Annotated in this window: 18 protein-coding genes; 1 reads left to right on the top strand and 17 read right to left on the bottom strand. The window is 65.4% G+C overall.

All coding sequences use genetic code 11. The features are described from left to right. Positions 1–11: 11 nt before the first annotated feature. A complete protein-coding gene (locus FOC67_RS28530; RefSeq protein WP_009314405.1) occupies positions 12–362 on the bottom strand; it encodes a RidA family protein in 351 nt (116 codons plus the stop codon). Positions 363–386: 24 nt separating this feature from the next. Further along, positions 387–1,637, bottom strand: a complete 1,251-nt coding sequence (locus FOC67_RS28525) for a D-amino acid dehydrogenase (protein ID WP_009314406.1) — start codon at positions 1,635–1,637, stop codon at positions 387–389. A gap of 64 nt (positions 1,638–1,701) precedes the next feature. Between FOC67_RS28525 and FOC67_RS28520 the strand changes: the two genes are divergently transcribed. Next, positions 1,702–2,658 carry a LysR family transcriptional regulator gene (locus tag FOC67_RS28520; protein WP_003095930.1) on the top strand — a complete coding sequence of 319 codons (957 nt, stop codon included), beginning with the start codon at positions 1,702–1,704 and terminating at the stop codon, positions 2,656–2,658. Positions 2,659–2,720: 62 nt separating this feature from the next. On the opposite strand, the gene FOC67_RS28515 is transcribed toward FOC67_RS28520, so the two are convergent. The 15 genes from FOC67_RS28515 to FOC67_RS28445 form a co-directional block, all read right to left on the bottom strand. After that, positions 2,721–3,590 (bottom strand): tetratricopeptide repeat protein, encoded by an 870-nt coding sequence (locus FOC67_RS28515; RefSeq protein ID WP_078452315.1) that lies wholly within the window; start codon positions 3,588–3,590, stop codon positions 2,721–2,723. An 8-nt stretch (positions 3,591–3,598) separates the two neighbouring features. Further along, on the bottom strand, positions 3,599–4,468 hold the full coding sequence (locus FOC67_RS28510) for a tetratricopeptide repeat protein (protein ID WP_078452215.1): 870 nt from the start codon (positions 4,466–4,468) through the stop codon (positions 3,599–3,601). Between the two features lie 8 nt (positions 4,469–4,476). After that, a complete protein-coding gene (locus FOC67_RS28505) occupies positions 4,477–5,346 on the bottom strand; it encodes a tetratricopeptide repeat protein (RefSeq protein WP_031627605.1) in 870 nt (289 codons plus the stop codon). Between the two features lie 8 nt (positions 5,347–5,354). After that, positions 5,355–6,230, bottom strand: coding sequence for a tetratricopeptide repeat protein (locus FOC67_RS28500; protein ID WP_003141822.1), 876 nt, complete (start codon positions 6,228–6,230; stop codon positions 5,355–5,357). Positions 6,231–6,233: 3 nt separating this feature from the next. Beyond that, positions 6,234–8,471, bottom strand: a complete 2,238-nt coding sequence (gene pldB / locus FOC67_RS28495) for a type VI secrection system-dependent phospholipase D effector PldB (protein WP_009314416.1) — start codon at positions 8,469–8,471, stop codon at positions 6,234–6,236. Then, the gene (locus FOC67_RS28490) at positions 8,468–10,840 is read right to left on the bottom strand and encodes a type VI secretion system tip protein VgrG (protein ID WP_009314418.1); all 2,373 of its coding nucleotides are present in this window, start codon (positions 10,838–10,840) and stop codon (positions 8,468–8,470) included. Before FOC67_RS28490 ends, pldB begins: the two co-directional genes overlap by 4 nt. Before the next feature lie 269 nt (positions 10,841–11,109). Then, the gene (gene hutG / locus FOC67_RS28485; protein ID WP_009314420.1) at positions 11,110–11,910 is read right to left on the bottom strand and encodes an N-formylglutamate deformylase; all 801 of its coding nucleotides are present in this window, start codon (positions 11,908–11,910) and stop codon (positions 11,110–11,112) included. Then, entirely contained in the window at positions 11,903–13,111 is a 1,209-nt protein-coding gene (hutI, locus tag FOC67_RS28480; RefSeq protein WP_009314422.1) for an imidazolonepropionase, read from the bottom strand. The genes hutG and hutI overlap by 8 nt, the downstream gene beginning before the upstream one ends. Continuing rightward, positions 13,108–14,640 (bottom strand): histidine ammonia-lyase, encoded by a 1,533-nt coding sequence (gene hutH / locus FOC67_RS28475; RefSeq protein ID WP_003101754.1) that lies wholly within the window; start codon positions 14,638–14,640, stop codon positions 13,108–13,110. Before hutH (FOC67_RS28475) ends, hutI begins: the two co-directional genes overlap by 4 nt. Further along, positions 14,637–15,467, bottom strand: coding sequence for a glycine betaine/L-proline ABC transporter ATP-binding protein (locus tag FOC67_RS28470; protein ID WP_003135837.1), 831 nt, complete (start codon positions 15,465–15,467; stop codon positions 14,637–14,639). Before FOC67_RS28470 ends, hutH (FOC67_RS28475) begins: the two co-directional genes overlap by 4 nt. Beyond that, positions 15,464–16,315, bottom strand: coding sequence for a proline/glycine betaine ABC transporter permease (locus tag FOC67_RS28465; RefSeq protein WP_009314424.1), 852 nt, complete (start codon positions 16,313–16,315; stop codon positions 15,464–15,466). Before FOC67_RS28465 ends, FOC67_RS28470 begins: the two co-directional genes overlap by 4 nt. Before the next feature lie 24 nt (positions 16,316–16,339). Next, positions 16,340–17,308: an ABC transporter substrate-binding protein gene (locus FOC67_RS28460; protein ID WP_003095948.1), complete on the bottom strand. Its 969-nt coding sequence runs from the start codon at positions 17,306–17,308 to the stop codon at positions 16,340–16,342. A gap of 117 nt (positions 17,309–17,425) precedes the next feature. Then, complete coding sequence (locus FOC67_RS28455) at positions 17,426–18,829, bottom strand: amino acid permease (protein ID WP_003095950.1); 1,404 nt, start codon at positions 18,827–18,829, stop codon at positions 17,426–17,428. Positions 18,830–18,891: 62 nt separating this feature from the next. Continuing rightward, positions 18,892–20,421 (bottom strand): histidine ammonia-lyase, encoded by a 1,530-nt coding sequence (gene hutH / locus FOC67_RS28450; protein WP_003114461.1) that lies wholly within the window; start codon positions 20,419–20,421, stop codon positions 18,892–18,894. A 96-nt stretch (positions 20,422–20,517) separates the two neighbouring features. After that, positions 20,518–21,960, bottom strand: a complete 1,443-nt coding sequence (locus FOC67_RS28445) for a cytosine permease (RefSeq protein WP_009314425.1) — start codon at positions 21,958–21,960, stop codon at positions 20,518–20,520. Positions 21,961–21,979 lie beyond the last annotated feature (19 nt).

Genomic DNA, 21,979 nt, shown 5'->3' with positions numbered 1-21,979 from the left:
TGGAAAGTAAGTCAGCCCCTGGCCGCCACCACGGTGATCTCCACCAGCACCGACGGATGCGCCAGCTCCGCCTGGACGGTGGTCCGGCTGGGTGCCTGGCCGGTCGGCAACCACTGGGTCCAGACCTCGTTCAGGGCGGCGAAATCGCGGGCGATGTCCTTCAGGTAGATGGTCGCGCTGAGGATACGCTCCTTGCGCGACCCGGCCTCGGCCAGCAGCGCGTCGATCTTCGCCAGCACCTCGCGGGTCTGGCCATGGATATCCTCGGCCTGGCCCGGCACCTGGCCGGAAAGAAATACCAGGGCGTCGAAGCAGACCGCGGCGGACAGGCGGTCGTTGGTGGCGATACGGGTCGGTTCCATGGGAGTGCTCCAGTCGAGGGGGGATCAGCCAGCCAGCGCGCCGCGCGGCAGCAGGCCAGTGGTATCGATGCTCGGCGGGCGGCGGCCGATCTGCTCGGCCAGCAGGCGCCCGCTGCCGCAGGCCAGGGTGAAGCCGAGCGCGCCGTGGCCGAGGTTGAGCCAGAGGTTGCGGTAGCCGCCGTTGCCCACCAGCGGTACCCCGGTGGGCGTGGCCGGGCGCATGCCGGCCCATTCGACGGCAGCGTCGAAATCGCCGCCCTGCGGGAACGTGTCCCGCGCCTGCTGGCGCAGCAGTGCCAGGCGCGCGGGCTCGAGGCCGGGGTCGAAGCCGACGATGTCGACCATCGCGGCGATCCGCAGCCGCTCGCCGATCCGCGCGTAGACGATCTTGCGGTCGTAATCGGTGATGCTGGTATCCGGCGCGCGGTGCTGCGCGCCGACCGGCAGGGTCAGGCTATAGCCCTTGAGCGGGTATAGCGGCAGGCGCAGGCCCGGCAGCATCAATTCGGCGCTGCGGTAGCCGGCGGCCAGCACCACATGATCGGCCTCGATGAGATCGCCGCCGACCTCGACGCCACGCACCGCCGCGCCGCCCTCGACGATCTTCGTCACCCTGCGGCCATGCAGTTGCCGGCAATGTCCGGAAGCCTGCAGGCGCTCGGCAAGTTGCACGCAGAAGGCATGGCAGTCGGCGACCTCCTCGTCCGGCGTGTGGATGCCGCCGACGAAGGGCGCGGCGGACAGGGCCGGCTCCAACTCGCGGCACTCGGCGGCGGACAGGACGAATTGCACCGAGTGATCGGCCAGGCCCTGGCGGGCCCGCGCAAAGCTGGCCGGTTGGCGAAACGCCACCAGCTTGCCGTTGCGCCGCCAGTCGAAGCCATCGAGGCCATCCTCCTCGCGCCAGGCCTGCAGGGTGCGCTGGCTGAGCAATGCCAGGCGCAGCAGGTGCGCGGCATTGCGGCGGTTCAGCGAGCCGCGGCAGGCCGCGAGGAAGCCCAGCAGCCAGCGCCACTGCGCCGGATCAAGACGCGGCCGCAGGCGCAACGGCGCATCGTTGCGCAGCAGCCAGCCGAGCGCCTGGGCCGGCACGCCGCTGTCGGCCAATGGCGCCACGTAGCGATAGGACAACTGCCCGCCATTGGCGTAGCTGGTTTCCAGCCCGCCCCGCTCGCGCGCTTCCACCAGGGTCACGTCGAATCCTTCGCGAACCAGGGCGTAGGCCGTGGCCAGGCCGACCACGCCGGCGCCGATGATGCAAACCCGCTGAGCCATGACAATCGTTATCCAGGTGTTTTCCAGGGCTTCGACGATAGGCGCGGATGACAGCGGTAGGACAATGAATAAAGATGGCCAGGGTATAAATCCAGGTTATGGGCTCGCGCCGATGAAGCTCCGCCATATCGAAGTGTTCCAGGCGATCCGCCAGGCTGGCTCGGTCAGCGGCGCCGCACAGTTGCTGCACGTGTCCCAACCGGCGGTGAGCAAGGTCCTGCAGCACGCCGAGCAGCAACTGGGCTTCCCGCTGTTCTTGCGAGTGCGCGGCAAGCTGCTGGCGACTCCGGAAGCGCTGGAACTGGAGCGCGAAGTGGCCAAGCTCAGCGATAGCCTGCAGGCCGTGCGGCGCCTGGCGCAGAACCTGCGGCGCCAGCCGGGCCACAGCCTGCGCATCGGCGCCACCCCGGCCCTGGCGCTGTCGCTGCTGCCGCGGGCGATCGGCGAATGGAGCGCGCGCTATCCGCAGAGCGGCTGCGAACTGGCCACCTTGCATTCGCGCGAGCTGGTGCAGGGCCTGCTGATGCGCGAACTGGACCTGGCCCTGAGCCTGAAGCAGCCGGAACACCCCGGCCTGCGCGGCGAAGCCATCGCCAGCGGCGTATTGGTGGCCCTGGCGCCGCGCGAACACTGGCCCGAAGCGGAACGCCGGCAGCCGCTGAGCCTGGCCGGGCTGGCCGGCGAAGCGCTGATCGGGCTGTCCACCGCCGACCCGCTGTTCGCCCGCCTGGAGGATTACCTCAGCGCCGTGGAGCCACCGCCGCAGGTGAAGATCGCCGTGCAGACCTACGCCCTCGCCCGCGCCCTGGTGGAGGCTGGGGCCGGCCTGGCGCTGGTCGATCCCTTCACCGCCCTCGGCGCCGACCCGCACAGCACCGCGATCCGCCCATTGAGCCCGGCCTTCCCGGTCACCCTCTACGCCATCACCCGCGCCGACGAAACCCCGCCGCACACCCTCGCTCCGCTGCTGCGGATGCTCGCCCGCCAGGCCGAGGAGCGTTTGCGGGCCGTGCAGATGTAGCATTTGCCGCCTGGCCTGCCGCTGGAAACCTTGGACGTCGTTCTGGCCCACGCCTCGCGTACTTACCGCTCCGGCTTCCAGTCTGGGTGGTCCGCGTCGTAGCCCTGGGTGGGATGAGGAGGCAGAGGATAGTCCTCTATCAGATTGGGGAAACGTAAGTCGGGGTCAGCTTCAAGCTTTTTGTAGATTGAATAATACGCTTCTCGCAACTTTTCGTCGGGGGCGTACCACATTGCACTTGCAGGGGGAGTCTCACTTCCGAAGACTCGTGATAGGAAAAAAGCCGCACTCTTGCCCCCCTGAGAGACTGACACCTGATAATAAACCAGTGCCTTTGGGAAATTGTGCTCTACTATCTTGTAATACGCCCCCAGCTCATAACTAGCCGGCGCATAACCCTGACTAGCAGCACAGTGAGTATACGCCAACCCCAAATCCTTTTTTTTGGCCACATATATATAAAGCTTACCTAGTTCAGTTAGTGCCGGCGGATTTCCTAGGCTAGCAGCCTTATCAAGGAAAGTAAGTCCGTCAGTTGCAGGGTTTTTAACCCCGGCGCGATTTCCAATCATTGCTCCCATATCATAGAACCCCTGAGGCACATCCAGATCTATCATCTTTTGATAGAGATCCAATGCCTTCTGCGTATCTTTTTCTACTCCTCCGGGCCACCCTGTACGATAAAGATTCGCCAAATTATGCATGGCCTTCCAATGGCCGCGCTCCACTGCCTTACTGTAAAGCTCGACGATACGGCCCCAGGGCCGCAGAGTATCGGGCTTGGCCAAGGCGGCTGCTTCGCGGTACCAAGCATCGGTTTGCGAATCCAACGGCGGCAGATGGTCTTTTTCATTAACGCAGACAAACGATTTGCTGTTGGCCATCACGGGGACGCCTGCAAGACAGAGCACGACCCAAAGTCCAATAGCCATCAGCCGCATCACTGCCCCGATTTCCAGTCGGGCCGATCTGCGTCGTAGCCCTGGGTCGGGTGAGGAGGCAGAGGATGGTCCTTTATCAAGTTGGGAAAACGCAAATCAGGATCAGCGGAAAGTTGGTCGTAAATACCATCATATAGTTTGTGTAGCCTCTCATCGGGGGCGTACCACATTCTGTCAACATCGGGACTAGTCTTATCAAAAACTCCGGACATGAAGAAGGCAGCATCATTATTTCCTTGGCTTGCAGCAAGAAGGTAATAGCCTGCCGCCTTTGGGTAGTTATGTGCCACCAAACGATAGTACATCGCCAGTTCGTAATTGGCAGGAGCATAGCCCTGGCCTGCAGCACAGTTCGTATATTTCAGCCCCAACTCATCCTGACCAGCAACATATATATATAGCCTTCCTAACTCAGTTAATGCTGGTGGATTACCCAAGCTTGCAGCCTTATCGAGAAAAGTAAGTCCATCAGTCGCAGGATTCTTGACGCCAGCGCGACTCCCGATCATTGCCGCCATATCGTAGAAACCTTGAGGAACCTTCAAATCGATCATCTTCTGGTAGAGATCTAGAGCTTTCTGAGTATCCTTCTCCACACCGCCTGGCCAACCGGTACGATAGAGGCTCGCCAAGTTATGCATAGCCTTCCAGTGACCACGCTCAACTGCCTTACTGTATAGATCGACGATACGAGGCCACGGACGCAAGGTATCGGGCTTGGCCAGGGTCGCCGCTTCGCGATACCAAGCATCGGCCTGCGGGTCCAGAGGGGGTAGATGGTCCTTTTCGTTAACGCAGACAAAAGGCTTGCTGTCAGCCATAGCGGGAACTGCTGCGAGACAAAGTACAGCCCATATTCCAATAGCCATTAGCCGAATCACTGACCCGGCTTCCAGTCGGGTCGAGCTGCGTCGTAGCCCTGGACGGGGTGGGGTGGCAAGGGGTTATCTTTTACCAAATTGGGAAAACGAAGATCGGGGTCGGCATCAATTTGCAGATAGAGGGAGTAGTAGAATTTCTCAAGCTTTTCATCCGGCGTATACCACATTGCACTTGAAGGAGGCGTCCTCTTTCCGAAGACGCGCAAGAGAAAAAAGGCGGCACTCCTGCCGCCTTGAGAGACGGAGACTTGATAGTATCTAAGTGCCTTTGGATAATTATGCTCAACCAACTCATAGTAGCTTCCAAGCTCATAGCTCGCCGGAGCATAACCTTGACTGGAAGCACAACTGGCATACGCCAGCCCCAATTCCTTTTCCTTGGCCACATAAATATAGAGTTTACCCAACTCGGTCAGTGCTGGCGGGTTCCCCAAACTAGCGGCTTTATCCAAGAAGGTCAGACCATCGGTAGCAGGGTTCTTAACACCGGCACGATTACCAATCATTGCCCCCATATCATAGAACCCCTGAGGCACATCCAGATCTATCATCTTTTGATAGAGATCCAATGCCTTCTGCGGATCTTTTTCTACTCCTCCGGGCCACCCTGTACGATAAAGATTCGCCAAATTATGCATGGCCTTCCAATGACCGCGCTCCACTGCCTTGCTGTAAAGCTCGACGATACGGCCCCAGGGCCGCAGAGTATCGGGCTTGGCCAAGGCTGCTGCTTCGCGGTACCAAGCATCGGCTTGCGGATCCAACGGCGGCAGATGGTCTTTTTCATTAGCGCAGACAAATGGTTTGCTGTTGGCCATCACGGGGACGCCTGCAAGACAGAGCACGGCCCAAAGTCCAATAGCCATCAGCCGCATCACTGCCCCGGTTTCCAGTCGGGCCGATCTGCATCGTAGCCCTGGGTCGGGTGAGAAGGTAGAGGATGGTCCTTTATCAAGTTGGGAAAACGAAAATCAGGATCAGCGGCAAGTTTATCGTAAATACCATCATATAATTTGCGCAATTTCTCATCGGGTGCGTACCACATTCTATCGACATCAGGACTGGCTTTATCAAAAACACCGGAGATAAATAAAGCCGCACTCTTTCCGCCCTGAGAGACTGACGCCTGATAATAACCCAATGCTTTTGGAAAATTATGCTCTACTATCTTGTAATACGCCCCCAACTCATAACTAGCCGGCGCATAGCCCTGGCTAGCAGCACAGTGAGTATACGCCAACCCCAAATCCTTTTTTTTGGCCACATATATATAGAGCTTACCTAGCTCGGTTAATGCCGGCGGATTTCCTAGGCTAGCAGCCTTATTAAGAAAACTAAGCCCGTCAGTTGCAGGATTCATGACCCCTGCACGATTGCCGATCATTGCTCCCATATCATAGAACCCTTGGGGCACCTCCAGATCGATCATCTTTTGATAGAGATCCAATGCCTTCTGCGTATCTTTTTCTACCCCTCCGGGCCACCCTGTGCGATAAAGATTCGCCAAATTATGCATCGCCTTCCAATGCCCACGCTCAACTGCCTTACTGTATAAGTCCACAATACGTCCCCAAGGACGCAAGGCGTCAGGCTTAGCTAGCGCAACTGCTTCCCGATACCAGGCATCGGCCTGGGGATCGAGAGGTGGCAAATGGTCTTTCTCATTAACGCAGATGAACGGCTTACTGTCGGCCATAGCGGGAACTCCGAAACTCAACAGGAAAATGAATAGACCAATAGAGATTCGCATCGCTCAGTCCACCGTAAGATTTTGACTATAGGGTGTAGTGACATCCCAGAAGCGCAGCAAGTGCGAAGTAAAAGGCTCATCTGCCACCTGGGCCTTCCAGTTATCATCCATCTTCTGATTCCACAATTCGAAGTTTTTTTCGGTCGTTTCGGCCAACCTCCCAACATGCGCCCCCCACAACTCCTCCCGCATCGCCCTCGCCAAATCCGGATTGGGCTGGGCAATCCCCAACTCGCTGTCGCCATGCATGCTGCGGACATTGATATTGGCCGAGCTGAGCAGGGTATAGAGGTCGTCCACCAGCAGCAGCTTGGAGTGCACGTAGATGTGCTTGTAGCGTGCCTTCAACGGTGGTGCCCCGAGGGCGGCCTCGGCTTCGGCGGACAGGCGCGCTGGCGGCGGGCTGCCGGGGGCGGGGTCGCTGGTGGCCAGGGTGGCGACGACCACCTTGAGGCCGGGTACTTCGGCGAGTTGATAGGGCTTGTCGTCCTCGCCGGTGTTCTTCGCCAGTCCGGGAATCTCCTGCGCGCCGAGATCGCCGAGGCGTTGCTCGACTTCCGGCGTCACGCCTTTCTCTTCGAGCGCTTCGATCTTGCGCTCCAGCCGTTCGATGTTGTTTTCCTGGCCGCGCCGGACATAGGGATCGGGATGTAGGTTTTCCCTGACCTGCTTCAACTGCTCCCGCTTTTCCCGCAAGTCATGCGCCAGGTCGCGCTGTACCTGCGGCATCAGTTGCTCCTGGCCCAGGCCTTTCATCATGTCGTAGGTGGTCTTCGAGGCGTCGCTGGAGTCGGGGGTGTTGGTCACGACGAACAGGTACAGGTCGCCGGGCACGCCCCGGGCCTTGCGCACCTGCGCAGTCTTCCGCAGGCGCTCGGCGAAGCCGGCATAACGGAAGTACTGGTTTTCCATGTAGACGTAGTCGGTGGCATTGCCCAGGGCCTTGAGATAGTGCTCCAGGATCGAGCGCTCGTCGTCCTGCGGCTGGGTCCGGCAAATCTGCGCGACGCTGTTGCTGGCGGGCGTGGCGATCTTCGGCAGCGGCAAGGCGTCGCGCTCGGCGGTCAGCGACGGCGTCGAGAACCAGCGCTTGTACCACGGCGTCTCGAGGTCCCAGGCCTCGCTGAAGTTGCGGCTGAGGTCGGCCAGCACCGGGCCCTGGACCTGCATGGAGATATCCTGCCAGGGCCCGAACCCGGGATCGCGACCGGCGGCGCGGTCGTCGAACAGGTGGGCACTGGTGTCCCAGTAGTTGCGGTGCATGTTGTGACCCATGACGAAGCCGATGGCCTGCGGGCTGCCATAGTCGACCAGGACCATCTTCTGGTGATGGCTGGCGAACTGGGTGAGTACCAGCAACTGGCCGATGCCCAGGTCGTCGATGCCATCGGCGCGCAGCAGGTGGATCAGGCTTTGCAGTCGCCCGTTGACGAGGCGCACTTGCTCGCCGTTCATCACCGGCCTGGCCGTCTGCTCGAAGTCGCGGGTACGGAACTCGACGTTCTGCAACCCACCGCCGCGTACCGCCTTGAACCAGTCGCGGGTGAATATCTGCCCCCAGGGATCCTGGCGGGTGCCGCCGGAACCGCGCTTGCCGCCGTAGCCCTGGGCCTCGCTGCTGTCGAGAGTGCGCTGGATCTCGGCGTTCTCCGCCTCCAGCTCGGCGATGCGCGCCCGCGCGTGGGCGGCGCCCCGCGGGTCGAAGCTCGGCAGCCTGCCTTCGCGGTGCAGCCGTTCCGAGCGTTCCAGGGCTTCCTGCTGCCGCGCGATGAGGTTGAGGTTATGCTGGCGCCGCTGCTCCAGCCGCAGCACCTCGTTGTCCACTGCGCTGCCGCTGGCGACGCCCGAGCCCGCCCAGGTGCCGCCGGAACCGCCGACGCCGGCCCCGGGGATGGTGTTTTCCTTGAGCCTGGCGAGCTGGTTGCTCCAGACCAGCACCCGCGCCTGCACCCCTTCGCGGCCCTTCGTCTGCAGCAATTCGCCGATTCGCGGTCCGTCGGGGCGTTTGAAACGCATGGCCGGGTCGAAGCCCCAGGTGATGATGTCGATGCTGTGCCGGGCCGCTTCCATCGCCGCATGCACCGCGTCGAAGGCCGCCTGGCCATTGATCAGCGGCTTGATGTGCACACCCGCGCGCGGCGGGTAGAAAGCCTTGTTGGCGAACCAGTCGAGGGTCAGCCGGACGCTGCCGGCCTGTTGCGCGTACAGCTTGAGGGTCTGCGGTTTGTACAGGTCGCTCATGGCGTGGGGTCATCCTTGTCGGCGGCGCCGGGCCGCGAGGCGTCGCGCCGGTAGGCGTCCGGGGCGGAACGCGGCTTGTGCTGGGGCATTTCCGCCCGGTAGTCGCGGAACCCCTGCTGGGCGAGCCGATCGTCGGCCTGCAGTGCGTCCGGCTGGTCGACCATCTCCACTTCGTAGGCGTGGCCATTGGCCGTCTCGATACGATAGGTGCGTTCGCCCGGAAGCGGTTCGAAGCTGATTGCGCCGCCTTCGTCGGCGATGCCCTCCTCCTTGAGGGCACCGTTGGCGTAGAGCCGATACGGTTGCCTGGCCGCCGATGCCACGCCGGGCAACGGACTGAGTTCGAAACGTAGGAGTTTCTGCGGCGCTTCGCCGATCTTCTGGGCGATGGCTCCCAACAAGGCGCCTCCCGCCGCCGCGGCGTCGGCCGCGAGCGGTTGCAGCGGCGACAGCGCGCGAACGCCGCTACCGATGCCGGGGCTGCCGCCGCTGTTGATCATCACCTGGGCGCCGTCGAGGGTGACACCGCCCGGGTCGAGCCTGGCGAAGCTGCCACCGCCCTTTAGGGTCAGCTCCATGCCTGCCTCGATCACTACCTTGTCGCCGGCCTTGAAATGGATCTCGTCGCCCGCCTCGACGAACTGGCCGGTGCCGATCCTCAGGTGCAACGCGTCGGCGACGCTGAGGTGGTCGGCCGCCTTCAGTTCGACCTTGCGGTCGGCGTGGACCGTGCGCTGTTCCTCGGCCCTGAACTCGCTGTAGCTATCGCCCTCGACCGTGTCGTGGCGCTCATGGCCGACGCGGATCTTCTGGTCGTGCTCGATGTTCTCGTCCCAGTCGCGCTGGGCGTGGACGAAGATCTGTTCCTGGCCCTTGCGGTCCTCGATGCGCAGTTCGTTGAAACCGCCGCCGCCGGGGTAGCTGTCGGTCTTGAAAACGCTGCGGGTCTTGTTCTGCGGCAGCTCGTAGGGCACCCGGTTTTCGCTGTGGTAGAGGCAACCGGTGACCAGCGGCTGATCCGGATCGCCCTCCAGGAAACCCACCAGGACTTCCATGCCCACCCGCGGGATGGCTACGCCGCCATAGCGTTTGCCCGCCCAGTTGGAGGCGACGCGCAACCAGCAACTGGTGTTGTCGTCGGCCTGGCCGAGGCGATCCCAGAAGAACTGCACCTTGACCCGGCCGTATTGGTCGCAGTGGATGGTCTCGCCGGCGGGGCCGGTCACGACCGCTGTCTGACAGCCCAGCACGCGTGGCTTGGGATGCTCCAGCGGGGGGCGGAAATGCGCGCTCCAGGGAGTGGCGACGAAACGGTTGCGATAGCCCTGGCGGAAATCGCCCCGGCCCTGCGCGACGTCGCTGTCGATCGACTCTTCCAGTACCTGCGGCTGCCGCCCTTCGTGGAGAACCTCGGTAAGCAGCCAGAGATCGTTCCATTCGCCGCGGGGATGCGCGGACAGCGTCAGGAAGTGTCCGCTGAGCAGCGCCGGTTCGTCGCTTTCGCCCCTGGCCTGTAGGTAGTCGGCGCGATGCCGTTCCAGCGCGCGCCGGCTCAGGTGCTTGCCGCGCTCGCGGTGGGTGAAGCGGCCGGGATAGTCGTAGTCCTCCAGGTCCGGTTGCTGCGCCCCGGGCTGCGGGCCATGGGCGGCCTGCATCTGCAACGCGGGTTGCTCGAAGTCGTAGTCGCGCCGGGTAACCCGGCTGGCACGGGTGTCGAAGCGCACGCCGAAGCGCTTGACCACCGGCTGGTCGGCGACCAGCCCGGCGTCCTGCACGTAGGCGACGGGGCGTTGCAGCCGCGGAAAGGAGGTCTGGTCGTCGCCGAAGACCAGCACATGGCCCTGGGCAGAAAACTCATGGTGGTAATGGATGCCTTCCTCCTCGCAGAGCCTGCTGAGGAACGCCAGGTCGGTTTCGTCGTACTGCGTGCAGTATTCGCGGGCCGGGTACGGCGTCGGGCCCAGCTGGAAGCGGTAGGCGTCGGCGAGAATGCCGTGGCCCTCCAGCACCCGACCGATGATTTCCGGCACGCTGAGGCGCTGGAAGATGCGTTGGTCGCTGCACAGCCCCAGGTAGGCCAGGCGCGGCTCCAGGGTCGCGCGATAGCCGGTCAGGCGCTTGCCGGAGTCCCCCTGGGCGATGCTGGTGAGCTGTCCGTGGACCCCTTGCCCGCTCGGCGAGAGGATCAGGAAGGCCGGCTGGTGCAGCAGCGCGTCGAGGTCCAGGTCGGATCGCTCGCTGACCAGCTCCAGGTCGAAGCGAAAGGGCTGGCTGATGGCTTCGCGACCGCGGAAGGCGAGTACCTGGAAGTCGTGCCGGAGGTTTTCGATGCGAAGGCTGAAGTGCGTCTGGTTGGCGGGGGCGAACATTCACTGTCCTCTTGGAAACGCAGCCGTGCGTTCCTGGCGTATTCGGTTCCGGGCGCGACGCGCCTGCGCCCGCGCGATGGAAATGCTGGCCGAGAGGATAGAGGAGAACAGTTGTGCAACTCTTTGCGCACTCGGCCTCCCGGCCGCATCAACGCTGACCTCAATAAATTTGTAACAGAAAATTTCCAGAATGCCGACACGGACGCCCCACCCCATCCGCGGCATTCACGTCCGCCAGGACGGGCCAGGCGTCCGCCGCCTCGAGCGCCTCAGGCGTAGCGCTCGTGCCCCCAGGCGAGGAGGCTTTCCAGCAGTTTGCGGATGACCGCGCGGGTCGCTTCGGCGAGGTCCGCGCGGTAAGCGAACGGGGCCTGCTCGTCCATGTAGGTGCACTGCGCCAGCTCCAGCTGGACGGCATGGACGTGCTGCTCCGGCTGGCCGTAGTGGCGGGTGATGTGGCCGCCCTTGAAGCGCCCGTTGAGCACATGGCTGTAGCCTTCGGCGGCAGCGCAGACCGCCTCCAGGCGGGCCGCCAGCGCTGGATCGCAACTGGCGCCGGCGTTGGTGCCGAGATTGAAGTCGGGCAGTCGGCCGTCGAACAGGTGCGGCACGTGGGAACGGATCGAGTGGGCGTCCCAGAGCAGCGCGTAGCCGAACTCGGCCTTCAGCCGCGCCAGTTCCTCGGCGATGGTCCGGTGGTAGGGCGTCCACACTTCGGCCAGGTAGCGCATGCGTTCCTCGGCGGACGGCGCCATGCCTTCGCGGTAGAGCGGCCGGCCGTCGAACAGGGTGTCCGGATACAGGCCGGTAGTGGCGGTGCTGTACAGCGGCTTGTCGTCGGAAGGGCGGTTGAGATCGACTACATAGCGCGAATAGTGGGCAGCCAGGGTGCTGGCGCCCAGTTCCTCGGCGAAATCGTAGAGCCGGGGAATGTGCCAGTCGGTATCGGTCAGCGCCCGCGCCTCCTCCACCAGGCCGGCGTCCACCGCCGGGGTCAGGCGCGTGCCGGGGTGCGGCATGCTGATCAGTAGCGGCACGCGGCCGCGCTTGAAACTCAGGACTTCATCCACGGTATACCTCCTCGGCGTAGCGAATGACGCGTTTCGGCAGATCGCCGCCCAGCCAGTAGGCCAGCTCCGCCGGACGCTCGATATCCCAGGCGACGAAGTCGGCCAGCTTGCCGACCTCCAGGCTGCCGTGGCGGGCTTCCAGCCCCAGCGCCCGGGCGGCGTGCAGGGTAACACCGGCCAGCGCCTCCTCCGGGGTCAGGCGGAACAGGGTACAGGCCATGTTCAGCATCAGGCGCAACGACAGCGCCGGCGAGGTGCCGGGATTGAGATCGCTGGCAATGGCCATGGCCACGCCGTGCCGGCGCAGGGCATCGATCGGCGGCAGCTGGGTCTCGCGCAGCAGGTAGAAGGCGCCCGGCAGCAGCACCGCGACGGTGCCCGCCTCGCCCATGGCGCGGGCGTCGTCCTCGGTCATGTACTCCAGGTGGTCGGCCGACAAAGCCCGGTAGCGCGCCGCCAGGCTGGAACCGTGCAGCGAGGATAGCTGCTCGGCGTGCAGCTTCACCGGCAGGCCCAGCTCGCGGGCGGCGATGAATACCCGCTCGACCTGCGCCGGGGAAAACGCCAGGTGCTCGCAGAAGGCGTCCACCGCGTCCACCAGTCCCTCCCCGGCCAGTGCGGGGAGCATCGTCGAGCAGATATGCTCGATGTAGTCGTCGGCGCGCCCGGCGTATTCCGGCGGTAGCGCATGGGCAGCCAGGCAGGTGCTGCGCACGGTCGCCGGCAGGCGTTCGCCGAGGCGGCGGATGACCCGCAGCATCTTGCGTTCGCTGGCCAGGTCGAGACCGTAGCCGGACTTGATCTCCAGCGCCGTCACGCCGTCGCGCAGCAAGGGCTCCAGGCGCTTGCGCGCACTGACCAGCAATTCTTCCTCGCTGGCCTCGCGGGTGGCGCGTACGGTGCTGGCGATGCCGCCGCCGGCGGCGGCGATCTCGGCGTAGCTGACGCCCTCCAGGCGCTGCTCGAATTCGCCGCTGCGGTTGCCGCCGAACACCGCGTGGGTGTGGCAGTCGATCAACCCCGGGGTCAGCCAGGCGCCATCGAGGTCGATGCGTTCGGCGTAGTCGTCGGGCGGCAGTTCGGCGCGCGGGCCGATCCAGTGGATCAGCGGACCGTCGGTGACCAGGGCGGCGTCCTCGACGATCGAGTACTTGCCGCCCTTGAGGGTGGCGGCATGGCAATGCTGCCAGAGTCGTTTCATTGCAGGTCTCCTATGCTCGCGGCCAGCCGGGCGAGACTCTTCCGCTCGCCGAGGATGGCCGCCGCGCTGGCGATGTCGGGAGCCAGCCAGCGGTCGGTGTCGTACGCGGGCACGCGCTCGCGCAGGATGCCCCAGGCCGCCGCGGTGCCCTGGCCGAAGCGTTGCGGGGCGAGGAATTCGAAGGCCTGGGCGGCCAGCAGGTACTCGATGGCGAGGATCCGCCGGAGGTTCTCCAGGGCCCTGCCAAGCTTGAGCGCGGCACTGGTGCCGAGGCTCAGGTGGTCCTCCTGGAGCGCCGAGGTGACGAAGTTGTCGACCACCGCCGGCTGCGCCAGCTGGCGGTTCTCGCCGGCCAGGGAGGCGGCGACGTACTGGGTGATCATCATCCCCGAGTTGACTCCCGGCTTGCCCACCAGGAACGCCGGCAGGCCGCTGACCAGCGGGTTGACCAGGCGATCCAGGCGCCGCTCGGCGACCCCGCCCAGCTCGGCCACGGCGATCGCCAGCAGGTCGGCGGCCATCGCCACCGATTCGCCGTGGGGATTGGCCTGGGATACCACCCGGTAGGCCTCCGGCGTACCCAGCAGCAGCGGGTTGTCGGTGGCCGAGTTGAGTTCGGTCTCTATCTGCCGCGCCGCGTGGGCCAACTGGTCACGGCAGGCGCCATGGATCTGCGGTATCGAGCGGATGCTCAGGGCATCCTGGGTGCGGATGCCGCGGGCGTTCTCCAGTACCTGGCTGCCAGCCAGCAAGGCCCGCAGATTGGCGGCGACCCGCTGCATCCCGGGATGCGGCTTGAGCGCAACGATCTCGGCGTCGAACGCCGCCAGTTGGCCGCGCAGGGCCTCGAAGCTCATCGCCCCGATCACGTCGGCCCACTGCGCCAGGCGCTGCGCGTCGTCCAGGGCCAGGCAGGCGAGGCCGGTCATGCACGGCGTGCCGTTGACCAGGCAGAGCCCGTCCTTGGCTCCCAGGCGCACCGTCGCCAGGCCTTCCGCCGCCAACGCGGCGGCGGCCGGCACGACGCTGCCGCGGTAGCTGACCTCGCCGATGCCGAGCAGGGCGATGCCGACGTGCGCCATGTGGGTCAGGTAGCCCACCGAGCCCTGGGCCGGCACCTGCGGGGTAATGCCGTGGTTGAGCAGCGCCAGCAGCCCTTCCACCAGCGAACGGTCGAGCCCGGACTTGCCCTGGCTGTAGTTGGCGACGGCGGCACAAATGATCGCCCGGGTCTGTTCGTCGCGCAGCGGCTCGCCGACCCCGCAGGCATGGCTGAGCAAGGTGTTGCGCGACAGCTCGGCGAGCTGCTCGCCTTCCAGCAGGACGTCGCACAGCGCGCCGAGGCCGGTACTGATGCCGTAGGCACGCTCGCCATTGGCGACGATACGGCAGACGATGGCGCGGGCGTTGTCGATCCGTGCCCAGGCCGCCGCCGACAGTTCCAGGCGCGCACCGTGCCGGGCCACCGCGACCAGTTCCTGCCAACGCAGCGGACCGTCGCCGAACACGACGCTCGGTAGGTCGCTCATAGGTTCGCCACCCGCCGCTGGACGAAGCGGTCGACGTAGTCGTCGGCCGGCTGGTGGAGGATTTCCCGTGGTGTGCCGACCTGGATCAGCTGGCCGTCCTTGAGGATCGCGATGCGGTTGCCGATGCGTACCGCCTCGTCGAGGTCGTGGGTGATGAAGACGATGGTCTTGTGCAGGGTTTTCTGCAGTTCCAGCAACTGGTCCTGCATGTCCGCGCGGATCAACGGGTCGAGGGCGCTGAAGGCCTCGTCCATGAGGATGATCTCCGTGTCGGCGGCCAGCGCGCGGGCCAGGCCGACACGCTGGCGCATGCCGCCGGAAAGCTGGTGCGGATAGGACTTCTCGTAGCCCTTCAGGCCCACCGTGGCGATCCAGTGCAGGGCCCGCTCGTGGCACTGCGCCCGGCTTTCGCCGCGAACCTTCAGGCCGTAGGCGACATTGTCGAGCACGCTCTTGTGCGGCAGCAGGCCGAAACTCTGGAACACCATGCTGATCTTGCGCCGGCGGAATTGCCGGAGGGCTTCCATGTCGTAGCGCAGGATGTCCTCGCCATCCACCAGGATCTCGCCGCTGGTGGGGTCGATCAGGCGGTTGAAATGGCGCACCAGGGTCGACTTGCCGGAACCCGACAGGCCCATGATCACGAAGATCTCGCCAGCACCGATGGTCAGCGACAGGTCGTTGACGCCGACCACGCAGCCGGTCTGCGCCAGCACTTCGGCCTTGCTGCGTCCCTGGCGGATCAGCGCCAGCGCGGCATCGGCGCGCGGGCCGAAGATCTTGAACACGTTCTTCACTTCGATCTTGTTCATCTGCGCACCGCTCATTTGCTCGTCTCGTGCCGGGAACGGCCATAGGCCTGGGTGATGCGGTCGATCACCACCGCGAGGATGACGATCGCCAGGCCGGCTTCCAGGCCCTTGCCCACGTTCAGCGTCTGGATGCCCACCAGTACGTCTTCGCCGAGGCCGCGGGCGCCGATCATCGAAGCGATCACCACCATCGACAGGGCCATCATGGTGGTCTGGTTGATCCCCGCCATGATGCTCGGCAGGGCCAGCGGCAACTGCACGCCGAACAGCTGCTGCCAGCGGTTGGCGCCGAAGGCGTTGACCGCCTCCATCACCTCGCTGTCGACCTGGCGGATGCCCAGGTCGGTGAGGCGGATCAGCGGCGGCGCGGCATAAATCACGGTGGCGAAGATCGCCGGCACCTTGCCCAGGCCGAACAGCATCAGCACCGGGATCAGGTACACGAAGCTGGGCATGGTCTGCATGATGTCCAGCAGCGGCATCAGTACCGCGCGCAGGCGGTTGCTGCGCGCGGCGAGGATGCCCAGGGGGATGCCGATCAGCACCGAGATGAAGGTCGCCACCAGCATCAGCGCGAGGGTCTGCATCAGCTTGTCCCAGAGGCCGACGGCGCCGACCAGGAACAGCAGGCCGGTGATCACCAGGGTCGGCAGCAGGCGCCGGGTGGCGTGCCAGGCGATCGCCGCGACGATCGCCAGCAACAGCCACCAGGGCGTGGCGCGGAGTAGCCCTTCGAGGTTGACGATGGCCCACAGCAGGGTGTCGGAGATCTTGCGGAACAGGTCGCCGTAGTTGGCCACCAGGGCGTCGACCCAAGCGTTGACCCAGTCGGCGATGGAAAATGTCAGGCGTTCGGGAAACATGGTCTGCTCTCGTCGGTCGTGGGTTCAGAGTGCCGCTTCGATCTTCTTCGCCGCGTCCTCGTCGACCCAGGCGTGCCAGACCTCGGGGTGCTCCTTGAGGAACTCGCGCGCCAGGCGCGCTGCATCGATCCTGTCCTTGGCCATCCGCGCCAGGTCGCTGTTCAGCAGCTCCGCCGGCAGGTTGACCTTCTCCAGCACCGCCACCAGCTCCGGCGCCTGGTCGTGGAAGGTCCGCGACAGGCCGACCTGGATCCTGATGCGCTTGTCGACGCCGGGCCTTTCCTCCAGGCGCACCAGGTCGGCGCGGCCCATCAGCGGCGTCGGCGACCAGTAGTAGAACAGGATAGGCTCGCCGCGCCGATAGCTCGACAGCACCGCCGCGTCCAGTGCCGGGCCGGTGCCCGGACGGAAATTGGTGAACGTCTCCTCCAGGCCGTAGCTTTTCAGCATCTCGCTGTTCTCCAGCTCGCAGGTCCAGCCGGCCGGGCAATTGTAGAAGCGCCCCTTGCCCGGTTCTTCCGGGTCGCGGAAGACCTCGGCGTACTGCGCCAGGTCGGCGATAGAGCGCAGCTTCGGCGCCTTCGCCTCGAGCTTGCGCTGCGGGTCGCCCTCGATCACGTAGCGCGGCACGTACCAGCCCTCCACCGCGCCGACGATGGGTTCGCCGACGCCGACCACCTTGCCGGCGGCGGCGGCCTTGTTCCAGGCGTCGCTGCGGCCGATCCACTCCTCGGCGAAGACCTGGATGTCATTGGTGCTCAGCGCCTGCTCCATGGTGATCGAGTTGCCCGGCAGGCTGTCGGTGGTACAGCCGTAGCCCTTGGCCAGGACGAACTGCATCAGCTCGGTGAGCAGCGTCCCGCTCTCCCAGTTCAGCCCGGCGAATTTCACCGCCTTGCCGGACTCGCACCAACCTTCCGCCTGGGCGCCCGCCGCGGCGGCGAGCAGGCCGAGGGCACAGAGAACACTCAACATCGACTTCTTGTATCGCATGGTTCGACGCTCCAGATGCACGATTGGGAAAGGCAGTTGGAAAACCTGCGGGCCGCGCCCGGGGGAACGGCCTCGATCGTTGTTATTGGCCGGCGGCTCAGGCCGCCGTCGGTTCCGTCACAGCCCTCCCTGGGCCTGAAGCACGCCATGCGCGGCATCGCCCTTCGGCCTGACCCAGCGCCGGTAGGCGATCACCAGCACGGCGATCCAGATAGCCCCGACCCACAGGGCCGGGCGGGTGTCCGGGAAATAGCCGAGCACCACGAAGATGAACAACATGAAGACGATCGCCGCCGCCGGCGCGAATGGCCACAGCGGTACCGGGAACTTCAGCGCGGCGACCTGGCGCGGCCCCATGCGCCGGCGCATGCCGACCTGGGCCAGGAGGATCATCAGCCAGACCCACACGGTGGCGAAGGTGGCGATGGAAGCGATCAGCAGGAATACGCTCTGCGGGATCAGGTAGTTCAGCGCCACGCCGAGCAGCAGGGCCACCGCCATCAGCAACACGGTCATCCACGGCACGCCGTGCCGCGACACCCGCGAGAAGCCGACCGGCGCCTGGCCCTGGCGGGCCATGCCGTAGAGCATGCGACCGGCGCCGAAGATGTCGCTGTTGATCGCCGAGATCGCCGCGGTGATCACCACGACATTGAGGATCGCCGCGGCCGACTCGATCCCCAGGCCGTCGAAGATCTGCACGAAGGGACTGCCGTTGCTGCCGATCTGCTGCCAGGGGAAGATCGCCATCAGCACGAACAGGGTCAGCACGTAGAACAGCAGGATGCGCAGCGGCACCGCATTGATCGCCTGCGGGATCACCCGCTGCGGGTCCTGTGCCTCGCCGGCGGTGATGCCGATGATCTCGATGCCGCCGAAGGCGAACACCACCACCGACAGCGAGGCGACCAGCCCGGCCCAGCCGTTGGGCAGGAAGCCGCCGTGCTGCCACAGGTTGTGCACGCCGGTGGCGGACGTCGCCGCGCCGCCCAGGCTGAAGCCGAAGAACATGATGCCGAGCCCGGCGAGGATCATCGCGACGATGGCGCCGACCTTGACCAGCGACAGCCAGAACTCCAGCTCGCCGAAGACCTTGACATGGCAGAGGTTCAGCCCGCCGATGAACAGCACGATGGACAGTACCCAGATCCAGCGCGGCACGTCGGGAAACCAGAACCCCATGTAGATGCCGAACGCGGTGACATCGGCGAGGCAGACGATGATCATCTCGAAAGCGTAGGTCCAGCCGGTGACGAACCCGGCCAGGGGGCCGAGATAGCTGCTGGCGTAATGGCCGAACGAGCCGGACACCGGCTCGTGCACCGCCATCTCGCCGAGCGCGCGCATCACCATGTACACCGCCGCGCCGGCGACCAGGTAGGCCAGCAGCACCGCCGGCCCGGCCATCTGGATGGCCGATGCGGAACCGTAGAACAGGCCGGTGCCGATCGCCGACCCCAGTGCCATGAAACGAATATGACGGGCGTTCAGCCCGCGCCGAAGCCCCGTGTCGTGCGTCATCCCTCGGCTCTCCTGTTGTTGTTCTTGCTGGAGCGCCCCGGCCGAGCGGCCGGGGGCGGGTATCAAAGGCTCGGCAACAGCCGGGCCGGCAGCAGCGCGTTCAGGCAACCGCTGGCGAGCAACTGGCTCGCGGCCTCGATGTCAGGGGCGAAGAAGCGATCCTCCTGGTAGTACGGCACCTTGTCGCGCAGCAGGCGGCGAGCCTGCTCCAGCTTCGGCGAACTCTTCAGGCCCTCACGGAAGTCCAGGCCCTGGCAGGCGCCCAGCCATTCCACGGCGAGAATCCCGCGGACGTTCTCGGCCATCGCCCAGAGCCGTTTGCCGGCGTTCGGCGCCATCGACACGTGGTCTTCCTGGTTGGCCGAGGTCGGCAGGCTGTCGACGCTGGCCGGATGGGCCAGGGCCTTGTTGTCGCTGGCCAGCGCGGCGGCGGTGACCTGGGCGATCATGAAGCCGGAGTTGACCCCGCCGTTGGCCACCAGGAACGGCGGCAACTGCGACATGTGCATGTCCATCATCAGCGAGATGCGCCGTTCCGACAGCGAACCGATCTCGGCCAGCGCCAGGGCCAGGTTGTCGGCGGCCATCGCCACCGGTTCGGCGTGGAAGTTGCCGCCGGAGATCACGTCGCCCTCGGCGGCGAATACCAGCGGGTTGTCGGAAACCGCGTTGGCTTCGATCTCCAGCACCTCGGCGGCCTGGCGCATCTGGGTCAGGCAGGCGCCCATCACCTGCGGCTGGCAACGCAGCGAATAGGGGTCCTGGACCTTGTCGCACTTCTCATGGGAACGCGCCACCTCGCTGCTGGCGGTGAGCAGGTCGCGATAGGCCGCGGCCACGTCGATCTGCCCACGCTGGCCGCGCGCGGCGTGGATGCGCGCATCGAACGGCGCCCGCGAACCGAGCATGGCCTCGACGCTGAGCCCGCCGCAGACGGTGGCGGCGGCGAACAGGTCCTCGGCCTCGAACAACCCGCGCAGCGCGTAGGCGGTCGATACCTGGGTGCCATTGAGCAGGGCCAGGCCTTCCTTCGCCGCCAGGGTCAGCGGCTCCAGCCCGGCCACCGCCAGCGCTTCGGCGGCCGGCAGCCACTCACCGCGATGGCGCGCCCGGCTTTCGCCGATCAGCACCAGCGACATGTGCGCCAGCGGCGCCAGGTCGCCGGAGGCGCCCACCGAGCCTTTCAGCGGGATGTGCGGATAGACCTCGGCGTTGATCAGCGCGATCAGCGCGTCGATCACCTTGCGGCGGATGCCGGAGAACCCGCGAGCCAGGCTGTTCACCTTGAGCAGCATGACCAGCCGCACCATGGCGTCGTCCAGCGCCTCGCCGACGCCGGCGGCATGGGACAGGACGATGGAGCGCTGGAGCTTCTCCAGGTCGGCCGGGGAGATCCGCGTCGAGGCCAGCAGGCCGAAGCCGGTGTTGATGCCGTAGGCGGTGCGGCCCTCGGCGATGATGTTCTCGACACAGGCGACGCTGGCGGCGATCGGCGCGTCGGCGCTGGGATCCAGGCTCAGGCGCACGGGGGCCAGGTAGGCTTGGCGCAGGTCGGCCAGGGTCAGCTGGCCGGGTTTCAGATGCAGGCTCATCGAAGGCTCCTTGTTCGGTTCGGCGGGCTCGGCAGCGCCGTCCGCCGGCGGCGTTTCATGGGATTGAAGGCGGCCGCGCCGCCCTGGAAATTCGTCTCAGGCCCCGTGCGCGGGACGTTCGAAGGCGCCGGGATCGGCCGGCAGGATCATTCGCGCCGGGGCCTGGCGCGTGGCCTTGCGCCGCGCCACCAGGTAGTAGAGGACCGCCGGCACCAGCAAGCCGATGATCCAGGAGATATCCACGCCGCCGAGGTGCTCGACCATCGGTCCGGTGTACAGCGTGGTCGCCAGGAACGGCATCTGCACCAGCACGCCGAGGGTATAGACGGCGATTCCCGGCAGGTTCCAGCGACCGTAGCGGCCGTCGGGGTCGGCCAGCGCGGGCACGTCATAGCGCTCGCGGGTGATGAAGTAGTAGTCGACCAGGTTCACCGCGCTCCACGGAGTGAAGAAGGTCAGCAGGAACAGGATGAAGGACTTGAACGCAGCGAGGAACGAGTGCTGGCCGAGCAACGCGATGAGCGTCGAGGCGCCGACGATCGCGAGGACGAAGAACAGGCGTTGCAGGCGGGTGATCTCCAGTTGGCCGCGTACGCTGCTGATGATGGTCGCGATGCACATGAAGCTTCCGTAGGAGTTCAGCGTGGAAATGGTCACCTTGCCGAAGGCGATGCTGAAGTAGAGCAGCGCGGCGACGGTCCCGCTGCTGCCCAGGCCGACGATGTAGGCCACCTCGCGGCCGGCGAACTGACCGTTGGCCAGGGCTGCGGAGAACACCCCGAGGACCATCGAGGCCTGGGCGCCGAGCACCGAGCCGAGGCCGACGGCGAGGAAGGTCTTCCACGACGAGGTGGACGCCGGCAGGTAGCGTGAATAGTCGGCCACGTAGGGGCCGAAGGCGATCTGCCAGGACGCCGCCAGGGACACCGCGAGGAGGAACGAGGCCCAGCTGAAATGGCGGATGGCGAGCAGGTCGCCGATGTCGCTGAGCAGCATCAGGCGGCTGAACAGGTAGACGAAGGCGATGATGCCGAGGACGCTGGCGATCCGCCCGATGATGTGGATGACGCGATAGCCGAGCACCGTCACCAGGACGATGAGGGCGGCGAAGATGAAGATCCCGGCGCTGTCGCTGAGCCCGGTGAGCTGGCCGATGGCCTGGCCGGAAAGCACCGTGCCGGTGGCGGTGAAGCCCAGGTACATCAGGCACACCAGGGCGATCGGGATGCAGGCGCCGTAGACGCCGAACTGCACCCGGCTGGAAATCATCTGCGGCAGCCCCAGGCGCGGCCCCTGCGCGGCGTGCAGGGCCATCACCGCGCCGCCGAGGAGCTGGCCGATGAGCAGGCCGACCAGCGACCAGAACACGTCGCCGCCGAGGACCACGGCGAGGGCGCCGGTGACGATGGCGGTGATTTGTAGGTTAGCCCCCAGCCAGAGGGTGAACTGGCTGTAGAGGCGGCCGTGGCGCTCGTTCGCCGGGATGTAGTCGATCGAGCGCCGTTCGATCAGTGGCTTGCTGTCGCTGCCCTGGGTCATGCTGCTGTACTCCGCTGCG

It is taken from the genome of Pseudomonas sp. FDAARGOS_761, from assembly GCF_013343155.1.
Lineage (GTDB): Bacteria > Pseudomonadota > Gammaproteobacteria > Pseudomonadales > Pseudomonadaceae > Pseudomonas > Pseudomonas aeruginosa.
This window is presented reverse-complemented; position numbering and strand designations above follow the sequence as displayed.

Coding starts and splice junctions, on each gene's coding strand:
- FOC67_RS28530 (WP_009314405.1), bottom strand. CDS start 362: ATGGAACCGACCCGTATCGCCACCAACGACCGCCTGTCCGCCGCGGTC.
- FOC67_RS28525 (WP_009314406.1), bottom strand. CDS start 1,637: ATGGCTCAGCGGGTTTGCATCATCGGCGCCGGCGTGGTCGGCCTGGCC.
- FOC67_RS28520 (WP_003095930.1), top strand. CDS start 1,702: ATGAATAAAGATGGCCAGGGTATAAATCCAGGTTATGGGCTCGCGCCG.
- FOC67_RS28515 (WP_078452315.1), bottom strand. CDS start 3,590: ATGGCTATTGGACTTTGGGTCGTGCTCTGTCTTGCAGGCGTCCCCGTG.
- FOC67_RS28510 (WP_078452215.1), bottom strand. CDS start 4,468: ATGGCTATTGGAATATGGGCTGTACTTTGTCTCGCAGCAGTTCCCGCT.
- FOC67_RS28505 (WP_031627605.1), bottom strand. CDS start 5,346: ATGGCTATTGGACTTTGGGCCGTGCTCTGTCTTGCAGGCGTCCCCGTG.
- FOC67_RS28500 (WP_003141822.1), bottom strand. CDS start 6,230: ATGCGAATCTCTATTGGTCTATTCATTTTCCTGTTGAGTTTCGGAGTT.
- pldB (WP_009314416.1), bottom strand. CDS start 8,471: ATGAGCGACCTGTACAAACCGCAGACCCTCAAGCTGTACGCGCAACAG.
- FOC67_RS28490 (WP_009314418.1), bottom strand. CDS start 10,840: ATGTTCGCCCCCGCCAACCAGACGCACTTCAGCCTTCGCATCGAAAAC.
- hutI (WP_009314422.1), bottom strand. CDS start 13,111: ATGAAACGACTCTGGCAGCATTGCCATGCCGCCACCCTCAAGGGCGGC.
- hutH (WP_003101754.1), bottom strand. CDS start 14,640: ATGAGCGACCTACCGAGCGTCGTGTTCGGCGACGGTCCGCTGCGTTGG.
- FOC67_RS28470 (WP_003135837.1), bottom strand. CDS start 15,467: ATGAGCGGTGCGCAGATGAACAAGATCGAAGTGAAGAACGTGTTCAAG.
- FOC67_RS28465 (WP_009314424.1), bottom strand. CDS start 16,315: ATGTTTCCCGAACGCCTGACATTTTCCATCGCCGACTGGGTCAACGCT.
- FOC67_RS28460 (WP_003095948.1), bottom strand. CDS start 17,308: ATGCGATACAAGAAGTCGATGTTGAGTGTTCTCTGTGCCCTCGGCCTG.
- FOC67_RS28455 (WP_003095950.1), bottom strand. CDS start 18,829: ATGACGCACGACACGGGGCTTCGGCGCGGGCTGAACGCCCGTCATATT.
- hutH (WP_003114461.1), bottom strand. CDS start 20,421: ATGAGCCTGCATCTGAAACCCGGCCAGCTGACCCTGGCCGACCTGCGC.
- FOC67_RS28445 (WP_009314425.1), bottom strand. CDS start 21,960: ATGACCCAGGGCAGCGACAGCAAGCCACTGATCGAACGGCGCTCGATC.